This window comes from Marivirga sp., from assembly GCF_035704835.1.
Taxonomy (GTDB): domain Bacteria; phylum Bacteroidota; class Bacteroidia; order Cytophagales; family Cyclobacteriaceae; genus Marivirga.
In genome coordinates this window covers 89,472-109,319 of the sequence record NZ_DASSWQ010000074.1, presented here as the reverse complement: position 1 = coordinate 109,319, position 19,848 = coordinate 89,472, and the positions used below count along the sequence as shown (strand labels likewise).

Here is a 19,848-nt window from a genome sequence, read left to right as displayed (position 1 = left end):
TTTTATCAAATGAATAAATTCAAAACCAAATCCTACTACATTTTAATTGTGAGTTTAGTGCTTTTGATAGTTTCTTTTGCTTTCATGAATAGTAAGGAAATCAAATCATTTCAGAATTTATCGGATGTATTGAAGTCTTTGGGACAGGATTATCCTTCGCATTATGTGGAAAATTATGATTCAGCAGATATACAAAGAGGATATGACTTAATTCACATAGGAAAGACCAATAATCCTCCTGATGGATTTGCCTCGAAAGCAATTAGTAAATTTTATAGTTGCACGAGCTGCCATAATGTAAAAAGAGAAGATCCTAATTTAACATTAGTTGATCAAGATGCCCGTTTAGAATATGCGATAGAAAATGATTTACCCTATTTGCAAGGATCCACTTTTTGGGGTGTAGTCAATAGAGAATCATGGTATAATGATGATTACATCTTAAAGTATGGTAGTTTAGTAGAGAAAGCAAAAGGTAGTTTAACAGAAAGTATTCAGTTGTGCGCTAAAGTTTGTGCGCAAGGACGTGAGTTAGAGGAGTGGGAAATGAAAAGTATCCTTTCTTACTTATGGACTCTTCAGATGAAAATTGAAGACCTAGAAATGACGGAAAGTGAACTCCAAAAACTTAATGAGTTAAAGAGCTCGAATCCTGATAGTGCTATTGCATTTTTGAAATCACATTATCTTACGAAATCGCCTGCAACTTTCGCAGATTTACCTGAGAGTAAAGAAAAAGGATATCCTATGGAGGGTAGACCAGACTATGGAAAAGCAATTTATGAATTGGGATGTCAGCATTGCCATCATGCTTATGGGGAAAGTGATTTAGTATTAGATAATTCTGTTTTCACTTTTAAATGGTTGAAAAAACATATGCCTGAAGATAGTAAGAAGTCTATTTATGAAATTATAAGAAATGGTTCTTATTCCGAGTTAGGTCATAAAGAGTATATGCCAAATTATACCTTAGAGAAGATGAGCCATCAGCAAGTGGAAGATTTAAGAGCTTATATCGAACTCAACTTAGAATGATGTACATTCCACACTTTTTATAAATTTTACCTTAATAATCCCTTTCAAAATGTATATTTGCGCACATGATTTCCAAAAAATCTAAATACGCCATTAATGCATTAGTCCACTTGGGCAGGAAATACGGGGAAGGTCCAACATTGATAAGCACTATAGCTGAGGAGGAGAATATTCCGCAGAAGTTTCTGGAAGCAATACTGCTTGACTTAAAAAATGATGGCATATTAGGCAGTAAAAAAGGAAAAGGTGGAGGTTATTATCTGCGCAAAGACCCTGAAAGCGTTAATCTAGCTCAAATCTTGAGATTATTTGATGGAGCCATTGCCTTACTTCCTTGCGTTACCTTCAAATTTTATGAGAGATGTGAAGAGTGCAAGGATGAGGAAACCTGCTCCATCCGAGAAGCTTTTCTAAAAGTCCGTAATGAAACCGTCAAAATTTTTAAAAACCAAACGTTAAAAGGACTTTTAGACAGAGAAAAAAAGCTTATTGCTAAGAAAAAATCTTAGGTTTTCTTCTTTTTCTTTTTTGCAGCAGGGAATAAAATATTGTTTAAAATCAATCGATATCCAGGAGAGTTAGGATGTAAATTCAAATCAGTAGGGGGTTCTCCCACAAAATGCTGATAATCTTCAGGGTCATGGCCTCCATAAAATGTGAAAAAACCTTTCCCGTAGATACCATGTAGGTAACGAGCTTCATCAATCGCTGAATTTTCTCCCAAAATGACAACATCTGGTTTGACAAGTTTCTTTTTGTAAGCAGTGGTTTGCCCCATAAAACCTTTCACTAGTTGCGTGTGATTTTGCGTGAGCATGGTTGGAATAGGATCCCATTTTGCAGAGAATTCAAATAATTTGAAAAAATCATTTCCTTCCCTCATTTCAGGTCTATCAATCTGATTTTGGTCAATATTCGAATACTCATATTCCAATGGATTCATTTCTAATTTGAAATCCTCAAATGCTAATGTTTGTTCGTAATCTAACTTTTCCTGAGCATTTGGGTCTGCAGGATCTCCATCATACATTCTGGCTGCAATGTCAACGCCTGCAGCGGCCAAAGCAATATCATAAGTATCTGTAGCAGAACACATTGCAAAAAGGAATCCGCCTTCACTTACGAAACTTCTAATTTTTTGGGTGATGGCTAATTTTAATTGGGAAACTTTTCGGAAACCATGTTTTTTAGCCATAGCCTCGTATTCTTTTTGTTGTTCGATGTACCAAGGCTGGTTAGCATAGCTTCTATAAAACTTACCATATTGCCCTGTGAAATCTTCATGATGAAGGTGCAGCCAATCGTAATCTGCCAATCCTTCAGTCATAATTTCATCATCAAAAATTACATCATAAGGAATTTCTGCATAGGTTAAAACCAAAGTTACGGCATCATCCCAGGGTTGTTTTGATTTTGGGGAATAGACAGCGATTTTAGGAACCTTGTCCAATCTCATGGCATCTTTATTTGAAGATGGACTAGCAATTTCATCCAATAAATTATTGGCATTAGCATCTGAAATAATTTCATAGCTTACACCTCTAATAATGAGTTCGTTGATAATGGATTGTCTACTTTCAATTAAAAAACTACCTCCTCTATAATTCAATAACCAATCCACAGGAATTTCTTTTTCTAAAATCCAAAATGAAATACCATAAGCTTTTAAGTGATTTGATTGCTCAGTATCCATTGGTATAAGGATCTGATTTGCTTTTACATTTTGGAACGAGAGAAAAAAGAGAATTAATAGATAGATGGATTTCTTTAACATATTAAGGGTTAATTATTTAACTTTATGATCGTGATTATAAATGTATAACAAAAAATTATAAATGGGGTTTCAAATCAAAGTTTCTTACTTTTATGTAATAAATCGTTAATAATCACATTAAATTGTTAAAATTTACAAAAAATTTGTAGCCATTGGATTATTTTGAAAACATAAAAGAAGGAGTCAGGTCGATTAAAAGTAATCGATTAAGAACTATTTTAACCGCAGCAATTATTGCTATTGGCATAACCGCCTTAGTAGGAATTTTGACAGCTATTGAAGGTATTCAAAGTTCTGTAAGTGGAAATTTGGCTGGTTTAGGTGCTAATAATTTTGAAATAGAGGCACGAGGTCTAGATGGGCGAAGTAGCACTTCTCAAGGTAAAAAAGAAAAGCGTTACGAACCGATTGGCTATAAAGAAGCAATGCGCTTCAAAGATAAATATAATTATATAGGAGATGTTTCAGTTACCAGTAGAATAACTGGAAATGCCGAATTGAAATATCGTTCTGAAAAAACAACTCCAACCATTAGTGTTTACGCTTCAGATGAGAATTACCTATCACAAAATGCTTACGAAATTGAAGACGGGAGAAATTTTGCTCCTTTAGAAGTTCAAAATAATAGTAAGGTGGTTATTCTGGGGGCTAATGTTGTAGAGAAATTATTTAGAGAGAATGTAGATCCAATTGGCAAAGATATCTCATTTTTTGGTTCTCGATTTAAAGTTATAGCAGTTTTGGAAGAGCAAGGAGGCATGGGGGGAGGTGGAGCAGATCAATCTGTTATAATTCCGATTGGTTTATCGACCTTATTTTCAAATGGAAATTTAAGATATAATATTACGGTTTCAGTTCCTGACCCAGTGCTGATGGATTTTGGGATAGCAGAGGCTACGGGTATCATGAGAGGGATAAGAGGTGATGGAATTGGACAGGAGAATTCATTCAATATCCAAAAAAGTGAATCATTAGCAGAGAGAATGGAGGAAATTGCTGGGTACTTAAGAATTGGTGGCTTTGCAATTGGAGCTATTACATTGTTGGGTGCTTCTATAGGCTTAATGAATATTATGATGGTATCTGTAACGGAGAGAACTAGAGAAATTGGAATTAGAAAAGCCATTGGAGCATCTCCTAGCAAAATTCGTTTACAGTTTCTCTGGGAAGCTATTGTAATCTGTCAGATTGGTGGTATAGCAGGAATTATACTTGGTATAGGTATTGGAAATGGAATTTCTATTATTGTCAGTGAAGGAGGATTTGTGGTACCTTGGTTATGGATGATTATCGGGGTAGTAATTTGCGTGATTGTTGGTCTAATATCAGGTTATTATCCTGCTTACAAAGCTTCTAAGTTAGATCCTATTGAGTCATTAAGATATGAATGATTGGTAGTAATTCGACATGAAACAATATTTACTGCTCCTCTTTTTATTTTCTACAACAGTCTTCATTACGAGGGCAGAAGATACTTATTTTAGAGGTTTTTACCATGGTGAAAATGTTTACATAAGGAATCCATACCTTGACTCAGAAGCTGAATTTTGCATTCAGGCTATTTATTTGAATGGTAACTTGGTTATAGAAAATCCCAAAGTATCCGCTTATCAGATCGATATGAAGCATCTGGACTTGGATAGCAGAGTTGTAATCCGCATTGTTCATCAAGCAGCATGTATCCCAGAGCTTATCAATGCTGAGGTTATAAAAGATGATTTGAAATTTGATTGGCTTAAAGTATATGTCGATGAAGAGCAAATTATATGGATTACCACCAAAGAATCAAAAGATGGATTTTATATAGTAGAAAGAGATTCACCTGAGGGTTGGATGCATTTGGATACTATAAAAACGAAGGGAGGAATTTTCATTAACCAACATAGTATTGAAATAGAACATATTAAAGGAGATAACCTTTATAGGGTGGAATACCATGAACCTAAAATGGAAGTTGATTATTCAGAGAATTTTAATTTTCATTCCGATAAAGTAGAGATTACTCATGTTATTGATGAGGAAAAGTGGATAATTGAATTTAGTCAAGAGGTTAGTTATGTGCTTTACGATAATAGCAATCGAGTAATCAAAAGAGGCAAAGATGTTTCATGCAATATTCGGAATTTACCCAATGGTCGATATATGGTGAAATATGATGGCAAAGAGGTCTATTTTGATAAGAAGTAATTTCTAAAACCCTCCCGTATACAAAATCCCTTTTTAGTGGATTTTAATTCAAAAAATTTAAAGCATACTGATCCTAATTTTAATTGTCTGCACTAACATCCGTAAGTGCAAATTTTCACTCATCTTATACTTTACTATCATTCTTTATTAGTTTTTGAATAAATACATTTAAAGCATTTAAAGATGTGTTTTACCAGTAATTTATTTTTCATTTCCCAAATTAATACAAATTTAATTTTTACAAACACTTGTAAGTTAATTTATAGTTTCGCAATTTACTCTGCATACAGCATAATTAAAATCAAACTAAATTACTACGGAAATGAAAAGAATTTTAACAGTATTTTTAGCTTCGGTAATTTTATGGTCTTGTTCGCAAGATGATGAAAACCTAAGCTTAGTAAATGAAAATGTTCAACCAGAACAAGAAATTGAACTAGTTCCCAAAGAAGAAATAGACGCTATTATTAAAAATGCGCTAGAAGAAAAGAATGAATTTAATTGGTCAGAATTGAATGATGTTCAATTATGGAGTGCCTTGGTTCATTCGGACAGTATCTTAACTATTGGATATAAGGCAGAGGGCGAAGCCAATATTAACGAGCGAATAGTCTCCATCAATGTTAAAGATCCTTCTTGGGTTGATTCCAGAACAAAAATTTTAGATGAAACGCGTTCTGTACTTGAAAGAAAAAGACAAGAGAATATCTCGGAGGCTGATTTACCAAATTTCTCACACGATGTTTTGCCTTTTATTGAAATGAAAGTATATGACCTGGAAGTTATCAATAGATTACGTTCATTGGAGAATGTCCGATATGTTGAGCCTTTAAGTTATGAGGTCGACTTTCAAAAGTATGGGGAAAACGAACGATATAGTGATTCTGGATGCTCAAATGAAGCGAATTACAGCATATCTGGCCTTTATACTACTATAGCTCCAGGCGCGAAAATGTCGTGGAATTATCCTCAAATGGGAATCGATCAGGCATGGAATTATAGTACTGGTTCAGGCATTACAATTGGCATGATTGATACTGGTTTATCTCCTGATCAAGCCAAATTAGGCAGTCAGTTTAATTCAGGATATTCCCAAAATAGGACAGTTGAAAGATACGGTACTTACCAAACAGGCTCATGGTGGTGGAAAGAATATGATGGTCCTAATGATAAGTGTGGTCATGGTACATCAATGGCTGGAGTTGCAACAGCTCCAAGAAGTAATGATGGCTCTGCTGTTGGTGTAGCCTACAATGCTAATCTCGTAGGGATAAGAGGAACAAGCGATGTGGTAGTTAACGGAGGAAATGAAAAAGATGGCGTTACGGATGCTCTAGTATATTTAGGAAGTAGATCTGATGTAAAAATCATCAGCATGTCGATAGGAGATGTATTTAATAATTCTAAAGTAGCGGATGGAATTCGATATGCTTATGGAAGAGGTAAATTAATATTTGCAGCAGCTGGAACCTCAACTAGCTTCACCAATTGGTATGGTGTTATATTCCCTGCTAATATGAATGAAACAGTTGCAGTAACTGGAGTAAAAGAAGGTCAGTATCAAAGATGTAATACTTGTCACTCTGGAAGTAAAGTTGATTTCACGGTTATCATGGAAAAAGCTGGGTCTGATGCACATCCACTTTCAGTAGCGATGAGTGGAAATCAACCTTCAACTGTTGGTGGATCATCTGTTGCTACAGCCACAACTGCAGGAATTGCCGCTTTGGTTTGGTCTAAAAATCCTTCATGGAATCGCGATCAAGTCTTGCAAAAGCTTAGGGAATCTTCCGATTTTTATCCAAATAGAAACTCACAATTTGGTTACGGAAACCTAAATGCATTGACTGCAGTGCAATAAATTATTTCAAATGCTGTATTGGGAAAAGCTGTCTCGTTCAAAAAGAGACAGCTTTTTTAATTTTCTGTCATAATTGCTTGCCGAAAGATGTCTAATTATTAAATAATAAGAGCTAAAGTAAACTCGTGCTTTTATTTTCCCTTAAATTAGTAAGATATCAGATTACCGAATCATTAATTTATTTCTAAAAGTATTATCGCCCAAACTATTTTACTTACCTTTGCAACTTGATTAGTTGAGAATAATATTTAGTAATCTTAACTAATTGAATATCAGTTAATTTATTTATATTATTTAGATGTCAGAAATTAGAAATGTGGCGATTATTGCCCACGTTGACCACGGTAAAACTACTTTGGTTGACAAAATTATCTATGCTTGTCAGGAATTTCGTGAAGGAACGGAATCAGACGAACTTATTTTAGATAATAACGATCTAGAAAGAGAGCGTGGAATTACCATTTTGAGTAAAAACGTTTCCGTTACTTATAACGGAGTTAAGATTAATATTATTGATACTCCTGGTCACTCTGACTTTGGAGGTGAAGTAGAGCGAGTTTTGAAAATGGCCGATGGTGTTTTGCTTTTAGTAGATGCCTTTGAAGGACCAATGCCACAAACTCGTTTTGTATTAGGAAAAGCATTAGACTTAGGCTTAAAGCCAATTGTTGTTGTTAATAAAGTGGATAAAGAAAACTGCCGTCCTGATGAAGTGCATGAGCAAGTTTTTGATTTGATGTTCAACTTAGATGCTACTGAAGATCAGTTAGACTTTCAAACCATTTACGGTTCAAGTAAAAACGGTTGGATGAGCACTGATTGGAAAGAGCCAACAGATAATGTTTTGCCACTTTTGGATGAAATCATCAAAACCATTCCTGCAGCACCTGTAAAAGAAGGTGTACCGAAATTACAGATTGTATCTTTGGATTATTCTTCTTTCGTAGGACGTATTGCTATCGGAAGATTGTACCAAGGTACTTTAAAAGAAGGTATGCAAATTGGTCTTTGTAAAAAAGACGGTTCTGTCAAGAAAATGAGAATCAAAGAATTGCATACTTTCGAAGGTTTAGCAAGAAAAAGAGTGGAGGAAGTACATTCAGGCGATCTTTGTGCAATCATTGGTTTAGAGGGTTTTGAAATTGGAGATACTGTAACAGATCCTGAAAATCCAGAGCCATTACCAAGAATTTCTATCGATGAGCCTACCATGAGTATGCTTTTCACTATCAATAACTCGCCATTCTTTGGTAAAGAAGGTAAATTTGTAACTTCTCGTCATTTGCGTGATCGTTTGATGAAAGAGACTGAGAAAAACTTAGCATTGCGTGTAGAGTCTACAGATTCCGAGGATAAATTCTTGGTTTACGGTAGAGGTATTTTGCACTTATCTGTTTTGATTGAAACCATGAGAAGGGAAGGCTATGAATTGCAAGTTGGTCAGCCACAAGTATTATTTAAGGAAATTGATGGTGTTCGTTGTGAACCAATTGAGCATATGGTTATTGATGTACCAGATGATGTTTCAGGTAAAGCCATTGAGTTAGTGACCCAAAGAAAAGGTGAATTGTTAGTGATGGAGCCGAAAGGTGATGTACAGCATTTGGAATTTGAAATTCCAGCGCGAGGTATTATTGGCCTAAGAAATAACATGATGACCGCTACTGCTGGAGAAGCTGTAATGAATCATAGATATAAAGAATATGCTCCATATAAGGGTCATATTCCTGAAAGGAACAAAGGATCACTAATTTCAATGGAAGAAGGACCTTCTACAGCATTTGCGATCAATAGATTGCAAGATAGAGGTGTTTTCTTTGTGGATCCAGGTGACGTGATCTACAAAGGTCAGGTTATTGGACAACACTCAAGAGATAATGATTTGGATGTGAATATCAATAAAGGAAAGCAGTTAACCAATATGCGTAAATCAGGTACTGATGACGCAATGAGAATTGCTCCAAAAATCAATTTCTCATTAGAAGAGGCTATGGAATTTATCCAGAAAGATGAGTATTTGGAAGTAACTCCAAAAAGCATTAGAATGCGTAAAATTTACCTTGACGAAAATGAGCGTAAAAGAATGTCGAAATAAAGACAAGTCTTGATTAAAAACATATTATTAAAAATGAAAAGCCGGTTTATGCCGGCTTTTTTTGTTTAACAGTGTATTTCAAAAGCGTTTTAAATAGCTTAGCATTTGTAAGTGAAACATATAATCTATTTATTTGAATATGACAGCAAAGAAAGTTTTAGCCAGCATTATCCCAGCACTATTTATTGCTTTAGGTTCATTTTTTCTATTTAAAGTAAGTATACCACAGGTTTTTAAATTCATAGAACAACAGTCTTTCGTTCAAGTTGAAGCAGAACTAATTGAAACTAATCTAGAATGGAGGCTCAACGATTCAGATAAATATATTTATACGCTCTCCGCAATTTATGAATACGAATTTAATGATGTGCAATACTCCTATAAAAGGGAAGAAACGGATGTTAGGGATACCACTTATCATTATATGACCAAAACTAACAAGGAAGCCATACTGCAAGAATGGAAAGAGGAGGAAGCTAAAGCTTTTTATATTGATCCTTCGAAGCCAGAAAAAACACAAAAACTTCAAGATATTGGAGCTGCATTTTGGGCTTTACTTATAGGTTTACCAAGTTTATTTGTACTGGTTGGGGGCCTTATTATTGTAGGGATATTTAAGCATAAAAAAATAGATTATGCTAGTATTGCTGAGCCATGGCTATTTAAAACTAATTGGAAAAACAACCATATTTCTTGTAGTACTATTGCAAGTAATCGTGGAATGATAATAGTAACTGTTTTTTGGAATCTATTTGCATTTACCTTGTTCGGAATTATGGTAAATAAATATGGTATTGATTCTACACAATTATTATTAATAATTATTTTCCCAATTGTAGGATTGGGTCTATTATTAAGTACTTTTTCAAAAATCATAGATCTCACAAAAAATGGAACTGCTTATCTAGAATTAGACCCTTTTCCTGGATCAATCGGAGGGCATTTCGGGGGAGTGATTTTTTTTAATAAGGTACTGCCAAAAAATAGTTTAGTTGAATTAAAATTAAACTGTGTTAAAGTAACTATCTCTTCAGGGGATGATAAAAGTAGAAGAGAAACATTGCTGTGGCAAACTTCAGGCTTTGTGTATTTAAATAAGGATTTAAAAAGTGGGCAATTTAGATTTGATATTCCTTCAGAACTTAAACCATCAGATCTGACCCGACAAGGGATTCATTGGTATGTAGTAAGCACTATATCTTACGATAATGGTCATTTTGAAAGACAATTTGAAGTCCCTATGTATGAAACATCAAAGAAATCTTCAATATCGATGGCTTCTGAAGAGCATCCTGAGGCAAAACGATTTGCTATTGAATTAATAAATGATGTCACAGAATTTACTGAAAAAGAATCAGGTTATACACTCAGGTTTCCAAATTTTAGAATTTTAAAGACCTTTTTGGTCTTTGGATCACTTTTAGGTGGAGGATTGTTAGCATTGGTCTATTTTAATCTACAAGACCAGTTTCTACCTTTCTTGTTCAATATTGGCTTTGGTTTCATAGGAGCCATATTCTTCGGTCTTGCAATTTTTGAAGGCTTTTATACGCTTAAGGTAGATTTGGAACCTGGGGGAATTAAAGTTTACCATAAATGGCTAGGTATTCCATTTAAAATAAAATCAATTGTAAAGAATGAGATGGCTGAATTTAAAATAGGGCCATATCTTAATTCTGATACTAATAGTGGAAAGCATACTGCTTATCATAAAGTTAGTTTGATTTATAATGGGAAGAAGACGGCTGTTGCTATAAGACTTAAAAATAAAGCTACCGCCCAGCAAATGAAAGATTTCTTTGATCGCTACTATAAATTGTAAAATCTATAATATTCATCTTGAAGTCACTATTTAAGGTTTTATTAGTATATTGTTAATCAAATAATAGTATCGAATTGATTTAAAACATTACTGAAATGGCGGAATTAAAAACTAAAATGAATGATGCCAACGTGCATGAATTCATTGATTCATATGCAAATACTGAACAAAAGAAAAAAGATAGTTATGAACTTTTAAAGTTGATGCAGGAAGTTTCTGGACAGGAACCCAAAATGTGGGGAGATTCCATCATCGGTTTCGGTCAATACCATTATAAATCTGAAAGAAGCAGCCAAGAAGGCGACTGGCCATTGATTGGGTTCTCTCCAAGAAAAACTGCCATTTCACTTTACGTTTATTCTGGCTGTGCAGGTCAAGAGGAATTGTTAAAAGACTTAGGTAAGTTTAAAATGGGGGCAGCTTGTATCTACGTGAAGAAACTATCCGATATAAATCAAGAGCCACTTAAGAAATTGATGAAATCTACCATCGAATTTCTCAAAGCAAAACACTCCTAATTAAAATATCAATAGTATGGAAAAGGCAGCACAAACCATGATCGACAATCTGTATAAGAACACAGGTAAAACGCTGGAGCAATGGATTGCGATTGTTAAAGCACAGAACATTGCTAAGCATGGTGAGATCATGAAATTCCTCAAAGAAGAACATGGGCATTCACATGGGTTCGCTAATCTGATTGCACATAAAGCAAAAGGATCTGATGCAGGCTCAGCAGAAAATCAAGATGATTTGATTGTGAAACAGTATAAAGGCAAAGAGCATTTCAAACCAATTTATGACAAGCTGATTTCAGAAATTAAAGGCTTTGGTGATGATGTAGAAATAGCCCCAAAAAATACTTATGTGAGCTTAAGGCGTAAAAAACAGTTTGCACTTTTGAACCCCGCTACCAAAACTCGCTATGAAATTGGCATAAACCTAAAAGGACAAGAACCAAAAGGAAAATTGGAAGCCGAAAAACCAAATGCAATGTGTTCACACAAAATCAACCTTGCGGATATTAATGATATTGATAATGAAGTATTGGGGTGGATAAAAATGGCTTATGAAAATGCAGGTTAAGCATTTCATTAAAACGGATTCAAAATTCTATTAGAGATGGGTAAAAGAGGAGCAATGCCAAACTTCGCTACCATTGACGATTATATAGCAAATCAGCCAAAGGAAGCACAAAAAATATTACAAGAGTTAAGAAGTCTTATAAAGGAAGCAGTACCTGATGCTACTGAACTTTTGAATTATAAAGTACCAGCTTTCACTTTAGTGAAAGGAGGGAAAAGAGATCAGCAGATTATGATGGCTGGATATGGAAAGTTTGTAGGATTTTACCCCTTTCCAACTACAATAGAAGAATTTTCTGATGAATTAACAAGTTATAAGCAAGGAAAAGGATCGGTTCAATTTCCTTTAGATAAACCTTTACCTAAAGATTTGATCATTCGAATGGTGAAATTTAGAAGAGATGAAATTTTAAGGGATTGGCAATGAAATGTAGGAAAGCTTTAAGCTAATTTTCTTAATAAGAAATCAAAAACAAGCAGTTTAATTTATTGAATTCCATCCCGGCAAATACGGGACAAGTTGTGACCGTTTAAAGTAAACACTATACACATGAAAAGCCCCAACTTTAAAACCTATCTGACTTCAAATCTTGAAGTAGCAGAAGAAGAAATTTTGTCTTTGCTTGAAAACTGTGTTACTAAAATTTTTAAGAAAGGGGAGTTCTTATTGCAAAAAGGCGAATACTGTAAGCATGCCTTTTTTGTTGAAGATGGACTCTTAAGGCAATATTCGATCAATGAAAATGGAAAGGAACACATTCTTTCTTTTGCACCTGAAAATTGGTTTGCTACGGATAGGGAAAGTTCTGTTTTCAATAAACCCTCCGCTTATTACATTCAGGCATTGGAGGACAGTAAAGTGGTCATGATAGATAATGATTTCATTCGTTTGCTCTCAGAAAAAATCTCTGGATTTACAGATTTCAATAATCGATTACTTCATAATCATATCAGACATTTACAAAAAAGGATTAACCTATTGTTGAGCGCAGCCGCAGAAGACAGATACTTACAATTCATTAATATGTATCCAGACCTTTTATTAAGAGTACCGCAAACAATGATTGCATCCTATTTGGGCATTACCCCGGAAAGTTTAAGCCGCGTCCGTAAAGAGTTGGCACAAAAGAATTTTAAAACATGAGTACGACTTTAAATCGTCATCTCGGAAATTAACTTTTTTGACTGATAACTGAACTTCAAGGGAGATAACCAAAAGTCTCCTTTGCGAAAACTTTGCGCCTCCGTGCCTTCGCGAGACTTTTTAAGCGTCTTTAGACGCCTGCGGTCAATTTTATTATATAATAGAAAAAGAGAATTGTCTATGATTTAAAGATGTCCATTTGCATGAGATAACAGATAAATTAATCGAACTCAGCTTAAATTTTAAGTTCTTACCATACATCAATGCACAGAAAATGCATTGTGACTAATTTCATAAAATAATATAAATTTATGGAAACAAAAACAGCAGAAATTGTAGCTAGTCCTAAAGAGCATTCAATCACAATTTTAAACTTATAGCCATGAAACAACTATTAAACTTACCCAAGCTGAACTATAAAGGAAATGAAGATAAGAAAATGACACTTCATTTGTTTCTGCAGGTGATGGGTAAAATTCGCTTGAGAATGACTCCAAGAAAAAATCACTGGTGGTACGTGACTCAATACGTGAATACTCAGGGAATAACAACCGGTTCTATTCCCTACAATTCGGGTCTCGATAAATTCAGCATTACTTTAAATGTCATTCAGCATAAATTGGAAGTCAATACAAGCAAAGGAGAGCTTGAAAATTTTCCTTTGCACGACAGCCTTACGGTGGCAGATTTTTATAAAAAGCTGAGCAGCATTATTCAGCAACTCAATATTACAGTTTCTATAATAGATGTTCCTTATGATTTGGGTATTGATAAGTCTTTTGGAGAGATTACCGAATACCACCATTATGATAAGGAGTATACCCAAAATTTATGGCGAAGTTTACTTTGGGTAGATGATGTGTTTAAAGAATTCAGTGGGCGTTTTTATGGTAAAACCTGTCCCGTGCACCTCTATTGGCATTCGATGGATTTAGCGGTAACACGGTTCTCCGGCAATGAAGCACCTCCTATGGCAGCGGATGCACGACTATCAGACAAGGATGCTTATACGCACGAATGCATAAGTTTTGGTTTCTGGGCGGGTGATGAAAATGTAACAGAACCTGCATTTTATTCCTATACCTATCCCTCTCCCGAAGGCTTAGACCAGGAAAGTTTATCTCCTTCTTCAGCGGAATGGGTGAATAGTAATGGAAGTCCAATGGCGATTTTGAAATATAATAGCCTCTTAACAGAAGATGACCCAAGAAAGGCATTGCTGGATTTTATGGAATCAGCCTATCAGGCAGGAGCCAAAAGAGCCAACTGGGATCTTGAGAAATTGACAGTCCCAGCATTAGAAAATCTTTAAACATTAAAAGCCTATGTATTAAAGATCTACTATATAAGATCAGAACATCAAAAAAGACAACAAAAAATCTCCTTTGCGAAAACTTTGCGGCATTGCGGCTTCGCGAGACATTTTAGCGTCTCAGACGCCTGCGGACGTTTTTATTAGTAGCAAAAAAGATGCACTAAAACCTTGGCTGATTTAGCTAGGAGCAACTTTGGAAAAGTTGACTTAAAATTTAATTTGAAAGTTTCTATATTAGACAATCTTTAAAAACATTAAAAAACTGAGTATTAAAGACCTACTAAATAAGATCAGAACGTCAAAGAAAAAAAAATCTCCTTTGCGAAAACTTTGCGCCTTAGCGCCTTAGCGAGATATTTTAAGCGTCAAAGACGCCCTTGTAAACTTAAATTCACTTAAAAGAACTACTTATGAAAACCAAAGAATATTCAAACGGAGAAACCACCATTCTATGGAAACCAGAGAAATGCATCCATTCAGGCATATGTGTTAAAACCTTGCCCAAAGTTTACCATCCTAAAGAAAAACCTTGGATAACACCTGAAAATGCCACTTCCCAGGAAATAATTGCCCAAGTAGCAAAATGTCCTTCAGGTGCATTAAGCATCAAAGGAGCACAAGATAACATCAGAATAGAACGCGAAGATAATGGCAAAAAAGGACGTTATGTGATTTACTACAATGATGAATTTGCGGGAGAAATGACCTTCACCTGGGCAGGAAAAACGCAGTTTATTATTGACCATACAGGGGTAGCCGAAAAATTTGCAGGGAAAGGACTAGGTAAGAAGTTAGTAATGAAATCAGTGGAATATGCCCGCGAAAACAATGTGAAAATCATACCCCTTTGCCCTTTTGCCAAAAAAGTATTTGACACCACTAAAGAAATTCAAGATGTAAAGAGTTGAGAGCTTACTTAGCACTTAGTTTTGAATTCAGTACAAACTTTTCGACTAAAAGTATAATTCATAGGATGGAAATAAAATTAATTCTTCTATATTTAGGCTATTAGTTCATGGCAACCAAAACCAACATTGTACATTTCACTTTGGTAATACAATGAGGTTTTTAATGCTTTGAAAATCATAAGTGAAATACATGTGCCAAGGCATATTTATTCCTAGATATTTGCGAATACGTATAAATTGAGTAGTACGTATTCAAATGTTGGCGGTAATTAATCCAAAAAATAAGAATGAATCCAAATGAGAAAAAGGAAATACTAAAAAACTTAAATGAAAAAGATTTAAGACAGGAATTGATAATTCCACTCCTTAGTAAAATGGGATATATTGCCCCTATTGAATACCACGGTACCAATGAAAAAGGAAAGGACATTATTTGCTTTGAATATGACAGATTGAATGAGCAAAGATTTCTTGCCGTTGTTGCGAAAACTGGAAATTTAACAGGAAATGCTGCTACAAGTGCGGGACTAATGAATGTGGTAACTCAAGTTCAACAGGCTTTTGATAATCCATATGAAGACTTGTACAATATGAGACAAGTTTATATTAATGAGGTGTGGGTTGTAACTTCTGGAAAGATAGTAAGTGGAGCTCAGGAGTCAGTTGTAAACACCTTGCGAAAAACAAACCTTGACAAACAAATTAGAATAATTGGCGATGATAGATTAATACAGCTTATTGACACTCATTTTAGTACTTATTGGAATTCAAATTCTGAAACAAAAGAAAGCGTCTTAATTCAGAGAGACAGACTCATTTCGTTTGTTGAAGATTTACTTGCAGCAAACAATGTTGAAAAATCTACCATTGAATCGGTAAAGTCATCTATTCTTTACTCATCTTTTACACCTAGATTATCAAAAAACATAGAAGGCCTACATATTTCAAACGTATCTCCCTACTCTATCGAATTATCTAAGATTGATTCAGAATATGACGATTTCATTGTTTCAAAGACTTACGGCATAACTAATGAAATATTTCAGCAGGCCAAAAAGCATTTAACATATAGTTTTTTTGATATAGAAGATACTATAAGATATGCTGATGATATAATGAAATTGACAGATCCGAATAAGTTTGTTGAAGAATCACAAAACAATTTAGAAAGAGAATATCCATTTCATAACTCATACGGCAGTGCTTCAAAATTTTTAGATGACATCACATATTTAGAAGAAGGGTTAACTGAACTTAGATACTTCAAATCATTTTTGGAAAAAGAAGGTAAACTTGAATGGGTTAAAAACCTTTCTAAATCAATAGTCGACCTGTTACCAGAAATCGACAGAGTTATTAATAACAGTACCGAAGAGGAAATAGTATTCAACTTTATTATTGATGAAGAAAATGAAAGAATATTATTAGAGTATAATCCGAAAGAACCGAAGATAATCTTCACAAATAATTATAAACGAGTTGAACCCAGTGGTTTTCGAAGAAACAAAGACGGAACCTTAAAGCCTGGAAAAGTGATGGAAAGGGCTCTTATTGAATTTCGAGAATTTATTGAGAACACAACTGGCTATGATGAAGATAAATGGATTAATGAATTTGAGGAATAAAATCAAAACTACTGCCAGCAAAATCTATATGCAATACCCTTTGGGATATTGTGTATATCCAAACCGTTGAAGGTAACGCAAAACAGACATAATACGATGAATAAAGGAACCCGTTTTTATAATTGTGACTTTCAAGTCCATTCACCAAGAGATATTAATTGGTCAGGACCAAAGCCAGTTTCCGATGAAGACCGAAATGCGTATGCGGAAAGATTTGTACTTGCCTGTAGAGAAAAAGGTGTAAATGCAGTAGCAATAACTGATCATCACGACCTTGCATTCTTCCCGTATATTAAAGCTGCTGCTAACAATGAAGTTGACAACAATGGGCAACCAATAATTGATAGAGAAAAACTTGTGGTATTCCCAGGTATTGAGCTTACAATAAGTAATCCACCCTGCCAAGCTCTACTAATTCTTGATGCAAATTTTCCTGAAGATCAACTACTGCGAGTATTACATAAACTATCAATAGAGCCAAACCCTCTATCCGAGCCTTCGACTACTCAGACTGTCCCAATTCCTTCTGATGTTGTTAATGGTTTCAGAGACTTATACGCCAAACTCGATTCGATTGATATTCTTAAAGGAAAATACATTATTCTTCCTCATACAGGTCGGGGACATAAAGGTGTATTAAGAAGGGACTTTTACGAGCATTATATAAAAATGCCTTGTGTAAGTGGCTATCTTGATGGAGCAATTCCTGATGACCAAGGATTGAAAAACATAATTAATGGCAAGGATAGAAATTATGGCTTTAAATCAATTGCGGTCTTCCAAACATCAGACAACAGAAAAGATACATTCGAAGATTTAGGAACAGCTACAACTTGGGTAAAATGGGCTACACCTACAGCCGAAGCTCTGCGACAGGCTAGTCTAGCAAAAGAATCTAGAATGAGCTTGGTAGAGCCTGGTTTACCACAAATATTCATAAGTAAACTGAGTGTAACCAATTCCAAGTTTTTGGGTCGTGTTGAATTAGAACTCAACCAACAGTATAATGCTTTCATTGGTGGTCGTGGTACAGGTAAATCAACCTTGCTCGAATATTTACGATGGGGGTTATGCGACCAGATTTTAGGCGTTGGTAATTATGAAACAGAATCTGAAATTCAAAAAAGACGACAGGTTCTAATAGCCAAAACACTAGTTCCATTCTCAGGCGAAGTTCGGATAAATGCCTCTGTAAACGGAATTGAACATATTGTTAAAAGAAATTCAGTAACCAAAGAAATACAATTAAAAATTGGCAGCAATGATTTTGATAAAGTAACAGAAGAAGAAGTAAGAAGATTAATTCCAATTCAGGCTTACAGCCAAAAGCAATTAAGTAGTGTTGGGGTTAGAACTGATGAATTAAAAAGGTTCATTCAACAGCCCATTATCAATGAGTTGAACAACATAGCTTTCAATCTTAGGGAAGTATCTAAGAATTTAAAAAACGCCTATGGAAATCTAGTACGAAAAAAGGAAATTCAATCAGAGATTGAAGAGCTTAAACTACAGCATAAGTCGGTTGGCGAACAAGTTCAAAATTTAAGGAAATCCTTAAAAGGCTTAACGGAAGAAGACAAGAAAATCATCGAAAACAAAGAGTTATTTGAAAATGAACAAACATTTATTCAAGAGTCAAATAATGAAATAAGCCTTTTCAAGGAAAAGTTTGAAGCTCTTACAGAATCATTAATTGACTATCCTTCTCAAATAGAAGAAGAAACGAAAATATTAAATAGCGAGATACTATCTGAAATTCAAAATGAGAAAGTTCAGATATTTCAAAACATTAAGTCGAGGCTTTCTGAAATTCAAAAGCTTTTTTCAGAAGAACAATTGTCGCCTTACAATACATCAATTGGAAAATGGAAGGAACTTAAGAAAGCCTTTGACGCTTCTTATTCTCAAATTAAAGAAAAGGCATCTGCCAATGAAAGTATTATTAAGGAAATAAACCAACTAGAAATTAGACTAAGAGAACTTACTGACTCAATAAATGATAGACTTTCAAGAATTAAAGAACTAGGAAATCCTGAATCAATATTTATTGAAGAAAAGGAAAAATGGTATGCTCTACATCAGAATAAAATAGACTTGCTAAATAGCCAAGCTTCAAATTTCACAACGCTTTCCAAAGGAATCATTAAAGCCGAGGTAACACGAAGTATTAACATCGAAGAAATCCAAGAAACAATAATCAATTCGTTTACGGGAACTAGAATAAGTAAAGAGAAAATTGATAATCTATGTAACAAAATAAAAGAAAGTGAATCACCACTCGAATCTTGGAAAAGCGCATTGGAAGAATTAAAAGCTCTTGCAGAACACAAGATACTTGAAGACAAACCGCTTGAGTTGCCTGAAACACCCATGCTTACCGAAGCAGGATTAAATGATGTTAATATACAGCGAATAGTAGAATTGTTCTCACCTGAAAATTGGTTAGCGATGGTAACGCAAGAAATAGAGTTTGAACCACATTTTTTCTATTCAACAGGAAATGAAATGCAAGATACCATTCCATTCTCGGAAGCATCAGCAGGTCAACAAGCAACAGCTCTTCTATCCGTTCTTTTGAATCAAGAAGGCAATCCATTATTAATTGACCAACCAGAAGATGATATTGATAACCGTGCAATAAATGACATAATTCAAAACATTTGGAAAGCAAAAAATAAAAGACAGTTGATCTTCACAAGTCATAACGCAAATCTTGTAGTTAACGGAGATGCTGAATTAGTAGTTTGTTGCGATTACAAAGAATCGAGTCAACAAACACAAGGTGAAATCAAATATGAAGGAGCTATTGACAACCCTGAGATCAAGAAGGAAATAACTTTAATAATGGAAGGTGGTGAAAAGGCATTTAAGCTAAGAAAGGAAAAATACGGATTTTAAAAAAACACATACCGCCAACTATATATATATAAAATAGGCAAAATGGCAGTAAATTCAAAGGGTTTAGCTCGTATTAAACTTGGTGCTTAATCGAAAGTT

16 protein-coding genes are annotated in these 19,848 nt (G+C 34.6%); 15 read left to right on the top strand and 1 reads right to left on the bottom strand.

Annotated elements, in window-relative coordinates; translation table 11 throughout:
- Positions 1–9: 9 nt before the first annotated feature.
- Entirely contained in the window at positions 10–1,035 is a 1,026-nt protein-coding gene (locus VFM92_RS12995; RefSeq protein WP_325122653.1) for a c-type cytochrome, read from the top strand.
- A 65-nt stretch (positions 1,036–1,100) separates the two neighbouring features.
- A complete protein-coding gene (locus tag VFM92_RS12990) occupies positions 1,101–1,544 on the top strand; it encodes an Rrf2 family transcriptional regulator (protein ID WP_325122652.1) in 444 nt (147 codons plus the stop codon).
- Here VFM92_RS12990 and VFM92_RS12985 read toward each other — a convergent pair.
- Positions 1,541–2,809: an asparagine synthetase B gene (locus VFM92_RS12985; RefSeq protein WP_325122651.1), complete on the bottom strand. Its 1,269-nt coding sequence runs from the start codon at positions 2,807–2,809 to the stop codon at positions 1,541–1,543. The genes VFM92_RS12990 and VFM92_RS12985 overlap by 4 nt on opposite strands.
- A 152-nt stretch (positions 2,810–2,961) precedes the next feature.
- On the opposite strand from VFM92_RS12985, the gene VFM92_RS12980 reads away from it, so the two are divergent.
- The 13 genes from VFM92_RS12980 (at position 2,962) to VFM92_RS12920 (ending at position 19,749) form a co-directional block, all read left to right on the top strand.
- Positions 2,962–4,200 carry an ABC transporter permease gene (locus tag VFM92_RS12980; protein WP_325122650.1) on the top strand — a complete coding sequence of 413 codons (1,239 nt, stop codon included), beginning with the start codon at positions 2,962–2,964 and terminating at the stop codon, positions 4,198–4,200.
- Between the two features lie 16 nt (positions 4,201–4,216).
- Positions 4,217–4,996 carry a hypothetical protein gene (locus tag VFM92_RS12975; protein WP_325122649.1) on the top strand — a complete coding sequence of 260 codons (780 nt, stop codon included), beginning with the start codon at positions 4,217–4,219 and terminating at the stop codon, positions 4,994–4,996.
- A 322-nt stretch (positions 4,997–5,318) separates the two neighbouring features.
- Entirely contained in the window at positions 5,319–6,857 is a 1,539-nt protein-coding gene (locus tag VFM92_RS12970) for a S8 family peptidase (RefSeq protein ID WP_325122648.1), read from the top strand.
- Between the two features lie 298 nt (positions 6,858–7,155).
- Positions 7,156–8,952, top strand: coding sequence for a translational GTPase TypA (gene typA, locus VFM92_RS12965; RefSeq protein ID WP_325122647.1), 1,797 nt, complete (start codon positions 7,156–7,158; stop codon positions 8,950–8,952).
- A gap of 139 nt (positions 8,953–9,091) precedes the next feature.
- Entirely contained in the window at positions 9,092–10,774 is a 1,683-nt protein-coding gene (locus VFM92_RS12960) for a hypothetical protein (RefSeq protein ID WP_325122646.1), read from the top strand.
- A 95-nt stretch (positions 10,775–10,869) separates the two neighbouring features.
- Positions 10,870–11,292, top strand: coding sequence for a DUF1801 domain-containing protein (locus VFM92_RS12955; protein WP_325122645.1), 423 nt, complete (start codon positions 10,870–10,872; stop codon positions 11,290–11,292).
- Between the two features lie 16 nt (positions 11,293–11,308).
- Positions 11,309–11,860 carry a DUF4287 domain-containing protein gene (locus tag VFM92_RS12950; protein WP_325122644.1) on the top strand — a complete coding sequence of 184 codons (552 nt, stop codon included), beginning with the start codon at positions 11,309–11,311 and terminating at the stop codon, positions 11,858–11,860.
- A 36-nt stretch (positions 11,861–11,896) separates the two neighbouring features.
- Positions 11,897–12,286 carry an iron chaperone gene (locus VFM92_RS12945; RefSeq protein WP_325122643.1) on the top strand — a complete coding sequence of 130 codons (390 nt, stop codon included), beginning with the start codon at positions 11,897–11,899 and terminating at the stop codon, positions 12,284–12,286.
- 123 nt (positions 12,287–12,409) lie between these two features.
- Positions 12,410–13,003 (top strand): Crp/Fnr family transcriptional regulator, encoded by a 594-nt coding sequence (locus tag VFM92_RS12940; RefSeq protein ID WP_325122642.1) that lies wholly within the window; start codon positions 12,410–12,412, stop codon positions 13,001–13,003.
- A 382-nt stretch (positions 13,004–13,385) separates the two neighbouring features.
- Entirely contained in the window at positions 13,386–14,315 is a 930-nt protein-coding gene (locus VFM92_RS12935) for a DUF5996 family protein (protein WP_325122641.1), read from the top strand.
- A gap of 413 nt (positions 14,316–14,728) precedes the next feature.
- Positions 14,729–15,226: a GNAT family N-acetyltransferase gene (locus VFM92_RS12930; RefSeq protein ID WP_325122640.1), complete on the top strand. Its 498-nt coding sequence runs from the start codon at positions 14,729–14,731 to the stop codon at positions 15,224–15,226.
- A gap of 287 nt (positions 15,227–15,513) precedes the next feature.
- The gene (locus VFM92_RS12925) at positions 15,514–16,851 is read left to right on the top strand and encodes a hypothetical protein (RefSeq protein ID WP_325122639.1); all 1,338 of its coding nucleotides are present in this window, start codon (positions 15,514–15,516) and stop codon (positions 16,849–16,851) included.
- Positions 16,852–16,947: 96 nt separating this feature from the next.
- Positions 16,948–19,749: a TrlF family AAA-like ATPase gene (locus VFM92_RS12920; RefSeq protein ID WP_325122638.1), complete on the top strand. Its 2,802-nt coding sequence runs from the start codon at positions 16,948–16,950 to the stop codon at positions 19,747–19,749.
- Positions 19,750–19,848 lie beyond the last annotated feature (99 nt).

Bases quoted from the DNA above. Each gene is read 5' to 3' on its own strand.
- VFM92_RS12995 (WP_325122653.1), top strand. From the start codon at position 10: ATGAATAAATTCAAAACCAAATCCTACTACATTTTAATTGTGAGTTTA.
- VFM92_RS12990 (WP_325122652.1), top strand. From the start codon at position 1,101: ATGATTTCCAAAAAATCTAAATACGCCATTAATGCATTAGTCCACTTG.
- VFM92_RS12985 (WP_325122651.1), bottom strand. From the start codon at position 2,809: ATGTTAAAGAAATCCATCTATCTATTAATTCTCTTTTTTCTCTCGTTC.
- VFM92_RS12975 (WP_325122649.1), top strand. From the start codon at position 4,217: ATGAAACAATATTTACTGCTCCTCTTTTTATTTTCTACAACAGTCTTC.
- VFM92_RS12970 (WP_325122648.1), top strand. From the start codon at position 5,319: ATGAAAAGAATTTTAACAGTATTTTTAGCTTCGGTAATTTTATGGTCT.
- typA (WP_325122647.1), top strand. From the start codon at position 7,156: ATGTCAGAAATTAGAAATGTGGCGATTATTGCCCACGTTGACCACGGT.
- VFM92_RS12960 (WP_325122646.1), top strand. From the start codon at position 9,092: ATGACAGCAAAGAAAGTTTTAGCCAGCATTATCCCAGCACTATTTATT.
- VFM92_RS12955 (WP_325122645.1), top strand. From the start codon at position 10,870: ATGGCGGAATTAAAAACTAAAATGAATGATGCCAACGTGCATGAATTC.
- VFM92_RS12950 (WP_325122644.1), top strand. From the start codon at position 11,309: ATGGAAAAGGCAGCACAAACCATGATCGACAATCTGTATAAGAACACA.
- VFM92_RS12945 (WP_325122643.1), top strand. From the start codon at position 11,897: ATGGGTAAAAGAGGAGCAATGCCAAACTTCGCTACCATTGACGATTAT.
- VFM92_RS12940 (WP_325122642.1), top strand. From the start codon at position 12,410: ATGAAAAGCCCCAACTTTAAAACCTATCTGACTTCAAATCTTGAAGTA.
- VFM92_RS12935 (WP_325122641.1), top strand. From the start codon at position 13,386: ATGAAACAACTATTAAACTTACCCAAGCTGAACTATAAAGGAAATGAA.
- VFM92_RS12930 (WP_325122640.1), top strand. From the start codon at position 14,729: ATGAAAACCAAAGAATATTCAAACGGAGAAACCACCATTCTATGGAAA.
- VFM92_RS12925 (WP_325122639.1), top strand. From the start codon at position 15,514: ATGAATCCAAATGAGAAAAAGGAAATACTAAAAAACTTAAATGAAAAA.
- VFM92_RS12920 (WP_325122638.1), top strand. From the start codon at position 16,948: ATGAATAAAGGAACCCGTTTTTATAATTGTGACTTTCAAGTCCATTCA.